We start from the raw sequence: 16,690 nt of genomic DNA on the forward strand, positions 1-16,690 counted from the left end.
GTTTATCACTCGCTTTCAATCTTATATACATTATGATAAATCGATAAGTAGCTAACGTAAAATAGGTATAAATTATGTTTGGTATCATTTATAATGATAGTGCATAAGGGGCTGAGATATATGGAAATAAATGATCTTATTATATTCAAAACTGTAGCCAGTGAGGGTTCTATTAGTAAAGCTGCTAAAGAGTTAGGTTATGTTCAACCGAACGTAACTGAGCGAATCAAAAAATTAGAACAAGAATTAGAAACGCCTTTACTACATAGAGATAACAAAGGCGTTTCCTTATTACCTTCTGGTGACATTTTATTAGATTACACGAATAAAATATTAACTCTATTAGAAGAAGTAAAAGATGAAATTAAAACGAGTGGTTCTTCTTATATAATAGCGACGTCACAATCTATTTTGACAAATTATTTAAGTAAGCGTATTGAAGAAAACTTCAGAAATTATCAAATATATGTAGAAAGTAGTAGTCATTTGCAAAAATTACTTCAGCAACAAAAAGTTGATATGGTCATAACTTATGAGGATTATCCTGACGCATCGTTTAAAAAAGTGTTCACAACCTCAATTTCTGTAGGCTTATTAAAAGCGAAAGAAAAATGTACCATTGATTATTCAAAAGAAATTTTCTTCGTTAGCAATGACAAAAAGTGCCCTTTTAGGAATAAGACGATACAATTTCTAAAAGAAAATAATTTATCTCAGCGTCAACTTCAACAATTAGATTCTTATTCGCTTATGGAAGAGTTTATTCAGGACGGAAAAGGGATAGCCTTTTTGCCGATTAAAAATGATAAATTGGTACCAATTGAAGATGTTCCAGTTGAGAAATTAGCTGTTCATTTTTTTGCAAATCAAAACTCTTTCAAACAAATCCCTGATGAACTATTTGGTTAATAAAAAAATCCCTCCTTTATGAATCTAAAAGAGGGATTTTCATATTCTATACAATTGATTTTTCACACATTTTGCTCCACTTCTGCACTTTTCTCCTTCTTATTCCGTTTCATATTCTTCAGTCCCTTAACCGTCCCAACCAATCCTTTCGGAAAAACGAGTAGCACGATAATATACAATAAACCTAGAATAATCGTCCATCTTTCAAAAATCGGATATTCCGTCGCTAGTTCTGATAAATAATATTTTAGGGATTCAATAATCCCAGATCCAGCAATAGCTCCAATTAATGTTCCGACTCCTCCAATCATTGTCATCAAGAGTGCATTTAGTGTCATTTCAATTGAAAATACAGTCGTATTGACAAAGCGTAATGTAATAACAAATAAACCACCGCTAATTGCAGCTACTATTCCTGCCACTACACTTGCGATTATTTTATAATGGAGGACTTTATATCCAAGTGCTTCAACACGTTGTTCATTTTGTGAAATTGCCTTTAATACTTTCCCAATAGAAGACTTTGTAAAAAGACGTAATAGAATAAAAATGAAGCATAAACATACAAGTGATACATAATAAAAAGTAAAACGATCACGGAATATTTCTGGTACCCCAAATGTAAAACCATCTCCTCCGTGAGTGAGCCCACGCCATTTTTCAGCAAGGACGAAAAACAACTGTGAAATAGCAAGTGTTAACATTGCATAAAAATGACTTTTCAATCGTAAAGAAAGCAAACCAATTATATAACTAACGATTGCTGAAACGATAATTGCAGCTACTATTCCAATTAAAAAGTTCGTTATTGATACGCCTTGTCGATCAAATAAAAGCGCTACCCCATATGCTCCTATCCCAAAGAACATACAATGACCGAACGATACAATTCCTGTATACCCAAGCAATACATCAAAACTCATTGCAAAAATAGCAAAGATGAAGATTTGAGTGAACAAAATTAACAGGCTCCGTGAATCATTTACGAACGGAAATACACTTAAACAAATGAGCATACATACTCCGAAGTATACTTTAATTCGGTCCGATGTGTTGTTCACCATTTCACCCCTTTTCACCAACAAGTCCAGTTGGCTTCACTATTAAGAAAAATAGTAACATTAACATATTAATTGCAAGTGATAAATCTGGTATAAAATACGCTGTAAAAGCACCAGCTAATCCGACAATTAAAGAAGCAATAGCTGAACCTTGTACGCTTCCTAATCCACCGATAATTACTACTATAAAAGCTAAAATTGCATACTGCATGCCCATCTCGGCGAAAATAACGCCTGAATACGGTGCTAATAAGAATCCTCCCAAAGCTGCCATCCCTGCTCCTAATAAAAAGACGAAAGAAAATATCGCTTTTACATTAATACCAAGCGCTTGAACCATTTCTTTATCCATTACACCTGCACGGATCATAAGACCTATCTTCGTCTTTTTGAGTAATAGTAGTAGTGCGATGTAAATAATTATCCCAATCAAAATAACAAATAGACGATATTTAATTAATATAATACCTCCGAATGTAAAACTTCCTTGTAACCATAACGGTAATTTTGCACTAATAGGGTTTGGCCCCCAAAATATTTTAATACACTCACTAAGAACGAGCATTCCTCCAGGCGTAACGAGCAGCTGTCGAACATGATTTCCATATACCGGTCTAATAAGAAACCTTTCTAAAATAAATCCTAGGAACATTCCCATGGCTACTGCTCCAACTAAAGCTAATATATAACTTCCTGTCATATTAAATAACCAAACACCTGTAAATGCTCCCCATGCAAATAAACCACCGTGTGCAAAGTTTAAAACGCTCATTAGACCGAAAATAAGTGAAAGACCTGATGCTAACAAAAAAATGAGCATCCCTGTTGAAATCCCATTTACAAATAAATTGATTAACACATCCATCCTTTTCACCTCGGATTCATGTTAAGAGATTCCTAAATATTTATGACACATTTCCTTATCCTTTTTTAATTCATTCATAAAACCGTTATGAACAATTCGTCCGTTATCCATAATGTAAAAATAATCACCAATTTGACTAGCCATCATAAAATTTTGCTCAACAAGTAAAACTGTTGTTTTCTCTTTCATCTTCAAAATAGCTACCATTAATTTCTCCACCATTATCGGGGATAGCCCTTTGCTCGGCTCATCAATAAGTAATAATCCATCACTATTAATAAACGCTCTTGAAATAGCCAACATTTGCTTTTGCCCTCCGCTCAAGAGCCCACTTTTCTTATTCCAAAACTGCTTTAAATCCGGAAATAGTTCCAGCATCCACTCTATTTTCCCTTCTACTTCCACACCTTTTCCCCTAGCAAGAGCGAATGTTTCTTCTACTGTCAAATCATGAAAAATACCTTGATTTTCTGGTACATACCCTATTCCTTTCCTTGAAATTAAATGTGTAGGTAATCCACTTACTTTTGCACTATCATAATAAATTTCACCATCTGCAATGCGGTGAAACCCCATAACTGAACGTAATGTCGTTGTTTTCCCTGCCCCGTTTCTACCAAACAGTACAGTAATTGTCCCTTTCTCAACAGCAAGAGATACTCCTTGCAAAATATGAAACTGATCTAAATACGTTTCTATATTATTCACTTGTAATAGTGCCACTATATAATCCCCCTAAATAAGCACTTTGTACACGCTCATCTTTCATAATTTCTTCTGGCAATCCTTCAGCCAATAACTCTCCATGAAATAAAACGATAAGATGATCTGACAAACCTAGTATCATATCCATTTTGTGTTCGATAAGTACAATTGTGCTCTCTGGATGTTTCTTAATATTTTCAATCACTTGTAATATAGCAGGGACCTCCTCAACCGAAATACCTGCCGTCGGCTCATCAAGTAATAACACATCCGTTTTTAAAGCCAATAACATCGCAAGTTCTAGCTTTCTTTTCTCTCCATGTGCCAAATCTTTCGCTAATACGTTCTCTTTCTCGTGAAGTAATACTGTTTTTAAGAAACGTCTCGCCTCTCCAACTTGTTGCTTTAATTTTGCTGAACTCGGGAAAAAACTATAGTAATCTTGTACGAATGATTGAACACTTAAACGGACATTTTCAAGTACCGTTAATTCTGGGAATATGTTTGTAAGCTGAAAAGAGCGACCGATTCCTAAGCGTGTTCGATCTGAAATCGATAGTTTTGTAATATCTTGCCCTTTAAAATACACTTCACCTGTTGTAGGTGAAATCTGTCCACTTAGTAAATTAAATAATGTTGTCTTCCCCGCACCATTTGGCCCGATAATAGAAATGAGCTTTCCTTTTTGGACAGTTAAATTTACATCTTTAATAACTTGATGTTCACCAAAAGATACACTAAGATTTTTCGTCTCTAGCAAATGTGTCACGAAATCCCTCCCTTTAAAGCCGTGAGTATGAAGGAAATATGTATAAAGAGGGTCCCCCCTCTTTATACAAAAACAACAGAAAATTCAGTCTATTTATTTTGAACTGGTGGTTCTGTTTCTTTCATCGTTAATTCTCGCTCTAACACTGGCACCGGATAATCAACACCATCTTGCTTTTTCAATGTGATAGAATACAGCGTCTGCATCGCTTGGTGGTCCTTCTCTCTAAACTTCATCTTTCCTTTCGGTGTATCAAATTCCATTCCTTCCATTTTCTTAATCAAGGTATCTACATCTGTATCACCTTTTGTTTTCTTTAAGGCTTCTACAATAGAAATTGCTGCTGACATTCCTCCCGCTGTAAACAAATCTGGCACTACACCATTAAAACGTTTTTTATGCTCTTCAACTAGCCAATCATTCACTTTATTTTTTGGAAGTGTGTGATAATATACAGAAAAACCTTGCATACCTACTAATGCATCCATTGTTTTTAATGCTGGTATATCTGGCGCACCTGTAGAAATTTTAATACCTTGCGCTTCCACATTCATATCTTTCAACTGTTTCCAAGGTGAATTTGCCCCTGCCCAAACAATAAATAAATAATCTGGTTTTGAACTAATGATATTTTGAATATTCGCTGTAAAATCTGTTGAATTTGTATCCGCGTATTGCTCATTCACAATGCTCGCACCTAATTTTTTCGCACCCGCTTTAAATGCAGCAATCCCTTCACGACCAAAAGCGTTATCTGGGGCAAATGTCGCAATCTTTACACCTTTTTTCGCAATTGCCGCTGCTCCTGCAATCGCATCTTGTGAGGAACTTCTTCCAGTTCTAAAAATATATTTATTCCAGTTCTTCCCGGTAATACTATCCGCAACTGCCGGTTCTACAACCATAATCTTTTCATATTCCCCGGCCAGTGGTAAAACCGCTAACGTATCACTTGAACTAGACGATCCAACTAAAAAATCAACTTTCTCTTCTTCTAATAACTTCGTAGCTTTTTTAACTGCTACATCAGCTTTCGTTTCTGTATCTTCTACAACAAACTTAATCTTTTTCCCATCTACTTTCCCAGTTCCACCAGTTGCATAGTCTAACCCTAATTCAAATCCGTTCACTGTTTGTTTTCCATACGATTCTAGCGGTCCTGTTAAAGAAGCAAGAACTCCTACCTTAATCGTTTTTTCATCCTCTGTACTTGTTTTCTTTCCTGAACAAGCTGCCGTTATTAATAACGAACCTAAAACACAACCAGTAAACATTGTCTTTAGCCACTTACGTTTTTTCATCGACATTGTGATCCTCCCCATACTTTACTTTCTGATAGAATCAAACACGCCAAAATCCCCTGTCCGTAATCATGACTAACTAATTCGATAGATAATGGAAAACTCTTGTAGTACCCTCTACATTCGGCACAAATATATAATCACCTTCCTATGTAATGGAAACGGACATACAATCAATATATATTCTGTAATCCAATTGAAAATACTGTTTCATTTCAGTAATGATCATACAAAAAGACTAACTTATTTTTTAAGTTAGTCTTTTCACCTTAATTAGAGTTAAGTTCTACTTTCTCTAACCCTTCAGCCAATTGTTTCTTATCTAGTCCTTCTCCTATTACTACTAAGTTTGTCGGGAAACCGAAGTCTTGTTCTAATAAAGTTGGTACTCCGAACGAATATTGGAATAGGTGAGGGTATTTATCTCCACGGAATTTCACAAAACCTTTCACTCGATAAATACTATCTGGTAAATTCGAAAGCCATTCATATAATTTGTCTTGATCAATCGGTTTCGTAAATTGATATGTCATCGTTTGTATATGTAAATGCTGTTTGACATGTAGTGTCTCATGTTCCTCATCATTTGGAAATTCTGCTTCCTCTATATCTTTTAAAGATATATTGCAATACTTTGTCTCATACATTTTCGCATGATCATTTATTGCCTTTACTTCTTCAAATACTGTGTTCTTATCTTCATCTGTTAGTAAATCTGCTTTATTAACAAGAATGTGACTACCAAATTTAAGTTGCTCATGCAATAGCTGTTGTACATTTGCACTTAATATACTTCGGTTTAACCACCTTACTGCATCTAAAACGACTACAATTGATTTCACTTCCAGAAAAGGAGCTAAAATTGGCGAGACACACGCGTCTAACACTTCAATTGGATGCGCAACACCTGTCGTTTCTATATAAATTACATCTGGTCTTTCTTGTTGGTATAACGAATGTAATTGTATTTCAAGCTCTTCTTTTAATGTACAACAAATACATCCTTTAAGAAGTTCTCTTAAAACATTCTCTTTTCCAATAATATCTGTATCTACCGAGTATTCACCAATTTCATTCATTAATACTGCAACTTTTCTATTCTTCTTTTTCTCTGCTAACAATAAATTTTGTAATAATGTTGATTTTCCACTACCTAAAAAACCACCTAATATATGAATCTCCACTTTATTCATTCAACCGACCATCCATTTCTTTACTTCAAATGTATTCAAAGCGTAATAATTACGATTTATATTTATCATTTTATTAAAAGAATGAACATTTGTAAATATAAGAGATTCACTGTTCATTTACTTCATATGCAACTCTAACTCCAGACTCAATTGCCCCTTGCATCCATCCATGTGTTAATGTCGTATGCTCTCCTGCAAAATGTACTTTTCCAGATGGTGGTGTAATATACGGAAATAACTCGAGCTCTTGGCCTGGTTCGAAAGCTGTAAATGCACCGCAAGAATACGGATTTTTACTCCAGCTAAAAGATGTTCCAGTGACAAACTCACTATAGACGATGTCACCGTATATTTCCGCTAAATTTTTTAATGCGTAACGAATACGATCTCTTTGCGGGAGACTATCCCATGTTAACGCCTCATCTGCCCACGTATAACTTGCTATAACGATAGCTGGTCCTGGAGTATGAATGCCATAACTCGGATAGTATGTAAACCGTATCGGTAAATCAGTAATAGATTTACCTCCACACTGTCCCGCTTTCTCCCAAAATCTACTTTTAAACTCTATTGCAATTTTAGTTGCAGCAATATAATTTAATTCACGAATTGCTCTTTTTTTAAAATAAGAGAATAAATAGTATGGCTGAACTTCTACAAATCTTAACGCTGAAAATGGAATTGTAATAATAGCAAAATCACTTGTTATTGTAAATTGCTCTAACGTTTGTTCATGATTTCCTTGTAACATTACTTTATTATCTTCTTGTATAATTTTATCAACCTTATACTGCATTAAAATATGTTCCCTTAATTGTGGTAAGAATGCATTCGATAACTTATCCATTCCACCAGTTATTTCATAATATTTCGTTGTTGAAGTAAAGAAAATCATTTCACGTAATACTTCAATTAAGGACATTCCCATATAAGCTTCCATATCAAGAAGTACCCCAATCATATCTATTGCACCATCTGAATAATACTCCATTAAAAATGAACCAAGCGAATACGTTTTATACTTTTTTTCAACGATAAGCCAGTTTTTATCAGGATCCTTCTTAATATAATTTAGTATTGGTTCTAATACCTCAATCATTAGCTCTTCTGCCGTTTTTCCTCTTTCTTTATCCAAAACCGGATATTCAAGTACACTTGGATCATTTTCAAACACATTCAATCTCGTTTGAATGTTATTCGTATAAATGATATCTGCAAAAGTTTTATTTATAAAAAGGTTTAAAGGTAGTTTAAATTTATGAATATACGCTAAGGTTAACTTATGGGTGTCAGGGATTCTCATCGGTCCCGCATTAAAATATAAACCCACACTAAATGGTTCCCGAATCGTATACACTCTGCCACCTATTCTGTTATTTGCTTCTATAATCGTTACTTCGTGCCCAGCCTCTTTTAATAAAGAACCTGCAACTAATCCAGAAATCCCTGCACCTGCAATCGTAATCCGTTTTGGGTTATTCTTTTTAACAAGCCCTGCATGAATAATATGAAGCATTTCTTCCATTGTTAATGGGTTCCCCATACCATTTCCCCTTTTACAAAGGATTTTACTGAATTATATTCGGTTCACTGAATTCCTATGTTTTGTTCGCAGATTTGCACGGATACATTTTCAAATACTTGAATATCTTTTATAAAATGTAATAAACTAGATATGACTCTATAGAAGTAAGACGTATTATCTTACATAACAAAACCAATGAAATTGCGAGGAATTTTGAAATGAAAAAAGGTATTAACCGTGTTGTATTAGTAGGAACAGGAGCAGTTGGATGTAGTTATGCTTACTGCATGATTAACCAAGCCGTAGCTGAAGAATTTGTTTTAGTCGATGTAAATGAAGCAAAAGCTGAAGGGGAAGCAATGGATTTAAGTCATGCTGTTCCATTCGCCCCAGCTCCAACTAGAGTATGGAAAGGCAGCTACGAAGATTGTAAAGATGCTGACCTTGTAGTTATTACAGCTGGATTACCACAAAAGCCAGGCGAAACACGTTTAGATTTAGTTGAGAAAAACGCCAAAATCTTTAAACAAATCGTTCGCAGTATTATGGATAGCGGATTTGATGGCATCTTCTTAATCGCAACAAACCCTGTAGATATTTTAACTTATGTAACTTGGAAAGAATCTGGTTTACCGAAAGAACGTGTAATCGGTTCTGGTACAACGCTTGATTCTGCTCGTTTCCGCTATATGTTAGGTGAGTACTTCGATATTGGTCCACACAACATTCACGCTTATATTATCGGAGAACACGGCGATACTGAACTTCCAGTTTGGAGCCATGTTTCCGTTGGTATCCAAAAACTACAAACACTGCTTGAAAAAGACAACACGTATAATCAAGAAGATTTAGACAAAATTTTCATAAACGTCCGTGATGCAGCTTACCATATTATTGAGCGTAAAGGCGCAACTTATTATGGTATCGGTATGTCACTTCTACGTGTTACAAAAGCAATTTTAAACGACGAAAATAGTGTATTAACTGTATCAGCTTACTTAGAAGGTCAATACGGTCAAAAAGATGTTTATATCGGGGTACCTGCTGTTTTAAATCGCGGCGGTGTTCGTGAAATTTTAGAGGTTGAATTAAGTGAAGATGAAGAATTAAAATTCGACCACTCTGTTCAAGTATTGAAAGAAACAATGGCTCCGGTTCTTTAATTAAGATAAAAAGCAATCCAATTTATTTTGGATTGCTTTTTATTTTCATTATCTCCTATGACTTTTTAGTGATTTTCTATCATTTCTTATTTTTTAGTCGCATCCTCATTATTTATATCAAGTACATCTAATAAAAAGATAAAGATTGGTATCCCGATAATAAGCCCCCATATTCCGAGGAAATGCTCTGAGAAGATAAGAATCATAAATGTGTAGAATATTGGTAAATTTGTTTTTGCAGACATAAACTTCGGATTTAAAAAATAACTTTCAAGAGCATGGATTACTGTTATGAATACGAGTATGTATACTACGTACATAACTCCGCCTACGTTGTAAGCAATGATACAAAGTGGAAACAAAGAAATAATCACACCTGCAACAGGAATCAACCCTAGTAAGAAAATCATAACAGCTAATACAAGTAGCTGTGGAAATCCTAAAACGATTAATGCAATGACAGTAAGAATACAATTTACAACGGCAATTAAAAACTGAGCCTCAATTACTTTTCCGAACGATCTTGCAAATCTTTCACCAAAATATGCAATTTCCTCATAAAAGATTTTTAACTTACTATCTTTAAACTTAGATGTAAATGTAATAATACGCTCTTTTTCTAATAAGAAAAATAAGCTTAAAATTAGAGATAATAATATTTGTAAACTTACCTTCCCTATATTTGCTATTGATTGATAGATGACATCTACACCTTGTTCTATATATTTTGATACTTCCATCCCATTAATTGTCGAAAGTGCATATTTAACGATTTCATTATCAGGTGGATTTTGAAAAAATAGTTTAAACTGATAAATTAATTGTGAAATTTGTATCGTCAGCACAGGTAAATATTTATATAACGTTGTGCCTATAAAGGAAACCAATATTATATATAAACATGCAATAACAATTTTCCGGTTTACTTTCAATTTTCTTGAAATAAAACGTTGAAATCGATCCATTAAAAACGTCAGTATAAACGTAATTAATATTAAATTAATCATACTTTTTAATGCGTATAATACAAGCGCTACTATTATTAAAACGAGAAACCGTTGAAACCCTCTACTTCGAAAAAAACTCTTTACTTCATTCATTAAGAATTAACCTCCCCCTTCAATGGATGGAAATTGAATATATTACATTTTATGAACTCCTATAGACAATCTTTCTTACTAATTGGGAAGAATCCTTTTTTCTTTTTTATTGTCGGATTTTTTCATCTAATACTTTTCTAAAAACTACTTTATCAATTCTATCTTTATCTTTCGTTTTTTCTGTCATAGTATCTTTTTCGTCATAACCTACCATTACGATTACAGGAATACTATATAAGTTCGATTTCTTATTTAACGCTCTCTCTTTGTCTAACTTTCGCGCCACTTCCATCGCATTAGGATTAATCTCTGTAACAGCATTTAATGCTATTCCATTTTTTCATGTTGTTCTCTCCAATCTACAAGTTGCTCACTAGTAAATTTTCAGATTGAAAAAAGAGAGTTATCTTCTTAACTCTCTCTAGACAAAATGCTAAATGATACAATTAATTATTCCAATCAAATCATTGCTTTTTTTCCATTCGCTTCGCTAACAATTCCTTCACTTGGTTATAGGTTAACCCTGAATTTTTATTTAAACGCTTTACTTCCTCAACATCAGTACCTACCACTGTATATTTTTTCTCATCATTCATTTTTCTAATTCCCTTCTCACCGTATTATTTCTTATATTTCTTCCCTAAATACGCATAAATTAACACCACTACAAAAAAGGAAGCTGTTTTTAAGCACAGCTTCCTTCTCGTTACATATTGTATTTCTTAATAAAATTTCACTACATCTTCAGTAGGTAAGAACGTTCTTTCTGCTGGTTGTTCGTTTGGTTCACCAAATGGCATTTGACCTACTAAGCTCCACTCTGCCGGAATGTTCCAAGTTTCTTTCACTTCAGCATCTACGATTGGGTTGTAATGTTGTAATGACGCTCCAATTCCTTCAGAAGATAATAGCATCCACACAGTATGTTGTAACATCGCATTTCCTTGATGAGACCAGAATGGGAACTGATCTTTATATAATGGGGCATTTTCTTGCATTTTTTCTACAGTTGCTTGATCTTCAAAGAATAGAACTGTTCCTACACCTGCATGGAAGCCTTTTAGTCTTTCTACAGTCGCTTCAAAGTTTTCTGCTGGTACGCGGGCTCTTAGTGTTTCTTTAACGATATCCCAAAACTTTTCATGCTCTCCATCCATTAATACAACCATACGACCACTTTGCATATTGAAAGATGTTGGTGCGTGTAAAGCTGTTTTTAACACTTCTTCAATTCTTTCTTTCGTAATTGCATCGTTTTTTGCTACTTTACGAATTGAACGGCGGTTCACGATTGCTTCTTTTAAGTTTGTTGTAGTTGCTGACATTTTAATTCCTCCAAATGTTTGTTTTATAATTTATTTTGTTATTTCATAACAAGCGAATTAGCAATATCCATCGGTATTACATTGCATACCTTCAAATGAATTTGTTTTATCCTTTTCAATTTCTTTATCAATGACCCTTTCTAGTGTTTCTTTACTAGCAAGCCCTTGAATGACTTCATCTCCAATCATGACAGTTGGAACAGCCATAATATTCGCTTCATCATATGCGTGTTGAATTGCTTCTTGATGCTTTTCTTTATATTTACGAGTTACTAAAGCATCTTTAAATTCCGCCTCAGGAAGTCCTACTTCTACCGCTAATTTTGTTAACACATCAATATCTTCAATGTTTTGCTCTTCTTGGAAAAATGCTGTGAATACGCGGTGATGATACTCATTACCTAGTCCACGTTCTTTCGCAAATTGACATCCTTCGAAAGCTAAATGTGTATATGGATGCGGTGAAACACGTGGCAAGCGCATATCAATTCCTAACTTCTTCGCTGTCGGAAGAATGAAAGCATCCCATGAACCTAATTTTTCTGGTTCATTCCATGGATCTATTTTTGAATATGGACTTGGACGTAATTCAAATGGCATCCATTCAATCTCTACATCTTTCTCTTTCGCTACCTCATCTAATGGACCTTTTGCTAAAAAACAAAACGGACATATAAAATCTGAGTATACTTTCATTTTTACAGTCATAACTTTTACACCTTACCTTTATTGCTGTAATCAAATCGGTTACATTAATGACAAAAAAATATAAATATGATTTAAGCATTCATTTTTTCTTGCAAAGTTTCAAACAACTGCCCCATTGTAATATTTCTCAAAACTTCTTCCATCGCGGATTGTGCTTGAATTAAAATAATTTCTAACACCGCTTGAATATTCGCACCAATTGGACAATCTGGATTCGGTTTCTCGTGAATATGAAATAGCTTGTCTTCTTCGACTACGTTCACTGCATGATACACATCTAACAATGTGATTTCATATAAATCCTTTAGTAATCCCGCGCCACCGGGTCCACGATTTACGTAAACAAAGCCAGCTTGTTTCAAGTACGACATGATTTTACGAATGACTACTGGATTTGTATTAACACTCTCAGCCATATAGTCTGAAGTACAAAGTGAAGATGGATTGTTTTTCAAAATAGATAAAATATGAACAGCTATGGAAAAGCGGCTACTAATTTTCATCGTAATCACCACCTCGATGTAATCATTATAGTTACAACTAAAAAATAAGTCAATCCTTTTCATAGATTTTTTATAAGTAAATTAAAAAGTGTCCCATTATGATATATGAGACACCTCTTTTTATTCTGCAAATAGCGATTGAAATTCTTCAATAAATAGCTGCACAGCGATTGAAGAATCCTTTAATGAAGGAACAGCTAAAGCAATTTCTCTCCATACTTGTGGTTCCAATTCTCTCGTTTGCACATTTTTTGGTAAATTCGTTAAAGATAATTCAGCTAATATTGCAATGCCCAATCCTTCTTGAATCATATTTAAAGCTGTAGTAACTGTCGAAATTACATATTCAGCCCGAAGTGGTACGTTTGCTTGTTTAAACATATCAATAATGGGTGGTTCGTATCCACCCTTACATAATATGATCGGTTCATTCTCTAAATCACAAATTGTAAGAGCGTCCTTCTTACAGAGAGGATGATCCTCTCTTAAGATAGCAACCATTTTCCCCTTCGTTAATGGAACAATCTCCATATCTTTATTAGGCAAAATAACAATCCCTATATCAATAACCCTCGATACTAACCAATCTTCAACTTCTTTAATCGTCCCTTCACAAAGAACTACTTCTAAGTTCGGATACTTTTCCTTAAAAAGGTTTATCATTTTGGGTAAGAAATGTGCAGAAGCGCTCGGAAAACTCCCAATTCGAATCGTCCCAACTTCGTGTCCTTTCTCCATCGCAACTTCTTGTTCAATCTTCGCTACACCGTTCAAAATCTCTCTAATATGTACAAGAATCCTATTTCCTACATCCGTAACGAGTAGCCCTTTTCGTTTATCACGTATAAGAATCGTAACTCCTAACTCTGACTCAATACTTGAAATCGCATGACTAACAGCTGGCTGCGTCATATTTAACACCCTGGCAGCCTTCGTAAAACTACCTAAATCAACAGTTTTTATTAATACTTGCAGTTGTGTAATGGTCATAACTAATCACTTATACTCCTCATAAAAAAGATTCATTTTATTTATTACAGTCGATATCATATCATAGTGAAATGAATAACAACAAGGAGGTCTTTCAGTGACACAGCTTTCTCGAACTAAGACGGCCATCATCCTTACCTTTCTCGTTTTCATGTGGGGAATCAATTGGCCTTTATCAAAGTTTGCCCTGCATTATACACCACCTGTTTTATTTGCAGGCGTTCGAACTTTAATTGGAGGATTCATTTTACTTCTGTTCGCATTACCGAAATACAAAGAGTTACATTTAAAAAAAACGTGGCATTTATACGTTATTTCTTCCTTACTTAACATCATTATATTTTACGGATTACAAACTGTCGGCCTTCAATATATGCCTGCTGGGTTATTTTCCGCCATTGTATTTCTACAACCAGTTTTACTCGGTATTTTCTCGTGGATATGGCTTGAAGAATCAATGTACGGCTTGAAAATTTTCGGGCTTGTTCTCGGATTTATTGGTGTAGGCGTTATTAGCTCAAGCAGTTTAACAGGACATATTTCTGTTATTGGAATCCTTCTCGCGTTAGGATGCGCTATTGGCTGGGCACTTGGCACAGTATTCATTAAGAAGACTGGTCACCGTGTTAATGCCATTTGGATGGTAACACTTCAGCTTATTATTGGTGGTCTTTGCTTAATTGGATTTGGTTCAGAGTTTGAAAGCTGGTCTAGTATCGCTTGGAGTATGCCATTTGTTAGCGTACTTCTCTTTATTTCATTCTTTGTTATTGCAATGGGGTGGCTTGCATACTTCACACTTGTTGGAGCTGGTGAAGCAAGTAAAGTTGGGGCTTATACATTCCTCATTCCACTAATAGCTATTATTGTAAGTTCAATTTTCTTACATGAGGCTATTACCATTAGCTTATTCATCGGACTATTATTTATTGTTGTGAGTATTTGTTTTGTAAATATAAAACCGAAAACACTTGCTGTAAGGCAGCAAGTTGAATTGAAATAAACGTAAGAAAGAGCCTACTGTTGTAGGCTCTTTCTTCAGAGTGTTGGGAAACCCTTTAGGGGTTCCCAACACTCTGTAATCATTTTGATTTTAGCGAATAAAAACAACATAAAATAATAGAGTTTCAAAAAAATAGCCCTCCACCAGACCTTTTTTGGTCAGATGGAGGGCTATTTTTTTCATGTTTTGACAAGCTGCGGTGAGATAAGCCTGCATTTGGACAGACTTCAGCCCTCGAAATCGAGCATATCGATAGCCATGTAGTTCTTTGGCGTCTGCAAAGCTTCGCTCTATAGTTGAACAGCGTACTTTGTACAACTTTTTCCCTGTAACTGTTAGTTTGTTTTTTCTAGCGATATCCTTATATTTCTCCCATATATGATGAGTGATAACTTTTTGTTTTTGTTTCTTTGAAAAACATACCTCACGTAGCGGACAAACAGCGCAGTCTTCTGGCTTCGATTTATATTGACGATATCCTTCACGATCCGTTGTCGCATACTCTAAAATACACCCCATCGGACAAGCGAATGCATTCATTTCTTCTACATATTTAAATTGGCTTTTTGGTACTTCTTTATTTCTTTTTCCAAATCGGCGATACCCCATCACCATAAATATATTTCTCTCCGATAATTTCTTACAGATATAGCTCGTAAAATAGCCTGCATCAAGAGCTACAGCTTCTACTTTGAACCCGAATTTATCAATTTGAGCTTGGAGGCGTGCTAAATATGGCTCGGAATCTGCCATATTTCCAGCCGTTACATAGGTATCTGTAATAATATTGTACTTCGCATCAGTCGTACGATGGTCTAAGAAATGAAAACCGTTCGGTTTTCCATCTCTCATTAAAAATCCACTATCTGGATCCGTTGTACTTATACGAGTTTTTTTGGTAGGGGTATCACTTTCCTCTCTAGGTTTTAATTCTTTTTTCCATGTACCTTACGATCTTCGATTACCGCAGCTTCTAGCTCATCTATATAAAACTTTGCTTTTTCTTTTTTATATTTATGTACAAATTTATTTTTATTGGCATTGGCCTTAATGTGCGTAGAATCTGTCATTAGCGCACGTCCTCCCACCATCCGGTGCTCTGTCGCTTGCCTCACGATCTCATCAAAAATTTCTTCGAAAATATTTGTATGAATAAAGCGGGTACGGCGATTCCAACTGATTGTAGAATGATCTGGAATAGTATCTGATAGAGAAAATCCTAAAAACCAACGGTAGGCGATATTCGTTTTAATCTCTTTTTCCAATTGACGCTCCGAACGAATACCGTAAAAATATCCAATAAACATCATTTTAAATAAAACGATAGGATGGATTGACGGACGTCCATTGTTTTCACAGTAATAAGGGCGTAATTTCTCTTCAATAAAATCAAAACTAATTGTCGCTTCAATCGCACGAAGGAAATGATCTTGTGGAACCAACTCTTCTACAGAAACAGATACACGTTCATCACGATGATTTTTTAAAGCACCCATCATAAAAACTCTCTCCTTTTCCTCTTTTTTATCAGTGTTGACACATAAAAAGAGGTTCAGACACAAAAACAGGC

At 34.8% G+C, this 16,690-nt stretch carries 17 protein-coding genes and 1 pseudogene; 3 read left to right on the forward strand and 15 right to left on the reverse strand.

Annotation, left to right across the window (positions count from 1 at the left end; all coding sequences use genetic code 11):
* Positions 1–120 precede the first annotated feature (120 nt).
* A complete protein-coding gene (locus QCI79_RS03235) occupies positions 121–909 on the forward strand; it encodes a LysR family transcriptional regulator (RefSeq protein WP_000405000.1) in 789 nt (262 codons plus the stop codon).
* A 62-nt stretch (positions 910–971) separates the two neighbouring features.
* Here QCI79_RS03235 and QCI79_RS03240 read toward each other — a convergent pair whose 3' ends face one another.
* From QCI79_RS03240 to QCI79_RS03270, 7 genes are all read right to left on the reverse strand, one after another.
* On the reverse strand, positions 972–1,925 hold the full coding sequence (locus QCI79_RS03240) for a branched-chain amino acid ABC transporter permease (RefSeq protein WP_002102967.1): 954 nt from the start codon (positions 1,923–1,925) through the stop codon (positions 972–974).
* A 49-nt stretch (positions 1,926–1,974) separates the two neighbouring features.
* Positions 1,975–2,835, reverse strand: coding sequence for a branched-chain amino acid ABC transporter permease (locus QCI79_RS03245; protein WP_021727995.1), 861 nt, complete (start codon positions 2,833–2,835; stop codon positions 1,975–1,977).
* Between the two features lie 21 nt (positions 2,836–2,856).
* Entirely contained in the window at positions 2,857–3,558 is a 702-nt protein-coding gene (locus QCI79_RS03250; RefSeq protein ID WP_001196697.1) for an ABC transporter ATP-binding protein, read from the reverse strand.
* A complete protein-coding gene (locus tag QCI79_RS03255) occupies positions 3,536–4,309 on the reverse strand; it encodes an ABC transporter ATP-binding protein (RefSeq protein ID WP_000149338.1) in 774 nt (257 codons plus the stop codon). Before QCI79_RS03255 ends, QCI79_RS03250 begins: the two co-directional genes overlap by 23 nt.
* Positions 4,310–4,398: 89 nt before the next feature.
* Positions 4,399–5,616, reverse strand: a complete 1,218-nt coding sequence (locus QCI79_RS03260; RefSeq protein ID WP_000062005.1) for a substrate-binding domain-containing protein — start codon at positions 5,614–5,616, stop codon at positions 4,399–4,401.
* 263 nt (positions 5,617–5,879) lie between these two features.
* Positions 5,880–6,803 (reverse strand): CobW family GTP-binding protein, encoded by a 924-nt coding sequence (locus tag QCI79_RS03265; protein WP_001044941.1) that lies wholly within the window; start codon positions 6,801–6,803, stop codon positions 5,880–5,882.
* Between the two features lie 106 nt (positions 6,804–6,909).
* Positions 6,910–8,346, reverse strand: a complete 1,437-nt coding sequence (locus QCI79_RS03270; protein WP_000528025.1) for a flavin monoamine oxidase family protein — start codon at positions 8,344–8,346, stop codon at positions 6,910–6,912.
* 200 nt (positions 8,347–8,546) lie between these two features.
* Here QCI79_RS03270 and QCI79_RS03275 point away from each other — a divergent pair, with 200 nt between their 5' ends.
* On the forward strand, positions 8,547–9,491 hold the full coding sequence (locus tag QCI79_RS03275) for an L-lactate dehydrogenase (protein WP_000715321.1): 945 nt from the start codon (positions 8,547–8,549) through the stop codon (positions 9,489–9,491).
* An 86-nt stretch (positions 9,492–9,577) separates the two neighbouring features.
* On the opposite strand, the gene QCI79_RS03280 is transcribed toward QCI79_RS03275, so the two are convergent.
* The 7 genes and pseudogenes from QCI79_RS03280 to QCI79_RS03310 form a co-directional block, all read right to left on the reverse strand.
* The gene (locus QCI79_RS03280) at positions 9,578–10,591 is read right to left on the reverse strand and encodes an AI-2E family transporter (RefSeq protein WP_001006597.1); all 1,014 of its coding nucleotides are present in this window, start codon (positions 10,589–10,591) and stop codon (positions 9,578–9,580) included.
* A 214-nt stretch (positions 10,592–10,805) separates the two neighbouring features.
* Positions 10,806–10,931: pseudogene (locus tag QCI79_RS03285) on the reverse strand (amidase family protein); the annotation flags it as partial.
* Positions 10,932–11,055: 124 nt separating this feature from the next.
* Positions 11,056–11,187: a hypothetical protein gene (locus QCI79_RS03290; protein WP_000997343.1), complete on the reverse strand. Its 132-nt coding sequence runs from the start codon at positions 11,185–11,187 to the stop codon at positions 11,056–11,058.
* 126 nt (positions 11,188–11,313) lie between these two features.
* Complete coding sequence (locus QCI79_RS03295; protein ID WP_001277012.1) at positions 11,314–11,916, reverse strand: nitroreductase family protein; 603 nt, start codon at positions 11,914–11,916, stop codon at positions 11,314–11,316.
* Positions 11,917–11,973: 57 nt separating this feature from the next.
* A complete protein-coding gene (locus QCI79_RS03300; protein WP_000216673.1) occupies positions 11,974–12,624 on the reverse strand; it encodes a DsbA family oxidoreductase in 651 nt (216 codons plus the stop codon).
* A 71-nt stretch (positions 12,625–12,695) separates the two neighbouring features.
* Complete coding sequence (locus QCI79_RS03305; RefSeq protein WP_000704082.1) at positions 12,696–13,127, reverse strand: Rrf2 family transcriptional regulator; 432 nt, start codon at positions 13,125–13,127, stop codon at positions 12,696–12,698.
* A 120-nt stretch (positions 13,128–13,247) separates the two neighbouring features.
* Complete coding sequence (locus QCI79_RS03310; protein ID WP_000156749.1) at positions 13,248–14,117, reverse strand: LysR family transcriptional regulator; 870 nt, start codon at positions 14,115–14,117, stop codon at positions 13,248–13,250.
* A gap of 97 nt (positions 14,118–14,214) precedes the next feature.
* Between QCI79_RS03310 and QCI79_RS03315 the strand changes: the two genes are divergently transcribed.
* Entirely contained in the window at positions 14,215–15,120 is a 906-nt protein-coding gene (locus tag QCI79_RS03315) for a DMT family transporter (protein WP_000192820.1), read from the forward strand.
* Between the two features lie 90 nt (positions 15,121–15,210).
* Here QCI79_RS03315 and QCI79_RS03320 read toward each other — a convergent pair.
* A protein-coding gene (locus QCI79_RS03320) for an IS1182 family transposase (RefSeq protein WP_097914644.1) occupies positions 15,211–16,619 on the reverse strand; the annotation gives its coding sequence in 2 pieces (ribosomal slippage) (positions 15,211–16,058 and positions 16,058–16,619; 1,410 coding nt in all).
* Positions 16,620–16,690 lie beyond the last annotated feature (71 nt).

The organism is Bacillus cereus group sp. MG1 (genome assembly GCF_040460035.1).
Classification (GTDB): domain Bacteria; phylum Bacillota; class Bacilli; order Bacillales; family Bacillaceae_G; genus Bacillus_A; species Bacillus_A cereus.

Excerpts from the sequence above, each read along its gene's own strand:
- QCI79_RS03310 (WP_000156749.1), bottom strand. The coding sequence starts at position 14,117 with ATGACCATTACACAACTGCAAGTATTAATAAAAACTGTTGATTTAGGT.
- QCI79_RS03275 (WP_000715321.1), top strand. The coding sequence starts at position 8,547 with ATGAAAAAAGGTATTAACCGTGTTGTATTAGTAGGAACAGGAGCAGTT.
- QCI79_RS03260 (WP_000062005.1), bottom strand. The coding sequence starts at position 5,616 with ATGTCGATGAAAAAACGTAAGTGGCTAAAGACAATGTTTACTGGTTGT.
- QCI79_RS03295 (WP_001277012.1), bottom strand. The coding sequence starts at position 11,916 with ATGTCAGCAACTACAACAAACTTAAAAGAAGCAATCGTGAACCGCCGT.
- QCI79_RS03305 (WP_000704082.1), bottom strand. The coding sequence starts at position 13,127 with ATGAAAATTAGTAGCCGCTTTTCCATAGCTGTTCATATTTTATCTATT.
- QCI79_RS03235 (WP_000405000.1), top strand. The coding sequence starts at position 121 with ATGGAAATAAATGATCTTATTATATTCAAAACTGTAGCCAGTGAGGGT.
- QCI79_RS03290 (WP_000997343.1), bottom strand. The coding sequence starts at position 11,187 with ATGAATGATGAGAAAAAATATACAGTGGTAGGTACTGATGTTGAGGAA.
- QCI79_RS03240 (WP_002102967.1), bottom strand. The coding sequence starts at position 1,925 with ATGCTCATTTGTTTAAGTGTATTTCCGTTCGTAAATGATTCACGGAGC.
- QCI79_RS03280 (WP_001006597.1), bottom strand. The coding sequence starts at position 10,591 with ATGAATGAAGTAAAGAGTTTTTTTCGAAGTAGAGGGTTTCAACGGTTT.
- QCI79_RS03265 (WP_001044941.1), bottom strand. The coding sequence starts at position 6,803 with ATGAATAAAGTGGAGATTCATATATTAGGTGGTTTTTTAGGTAGTGGA.
- QCI79_RS03245 (WP_021727995.1), bottom strand. The coding sequence starts at position 2,835 with ATGGATGTGTTAATCAATTTATTTGTAAATGGGATTTCAACAGGGATG.
- QCI79_RS03270 (WP_000528025.1), bottom strand. The coding sequence starts at position 8,346 with ATGGGGAACCCATTAACAATGGAAGAAATGCTTCATATTATTCATGCA.
- QCI79_RS03300 (WP_000216673.1), bottom strand. The coding sequence starts at position 12,624 with ATGACTGTAAAAATGAAAGTATACTCAGATTTTATATGTCCGTTTTGT.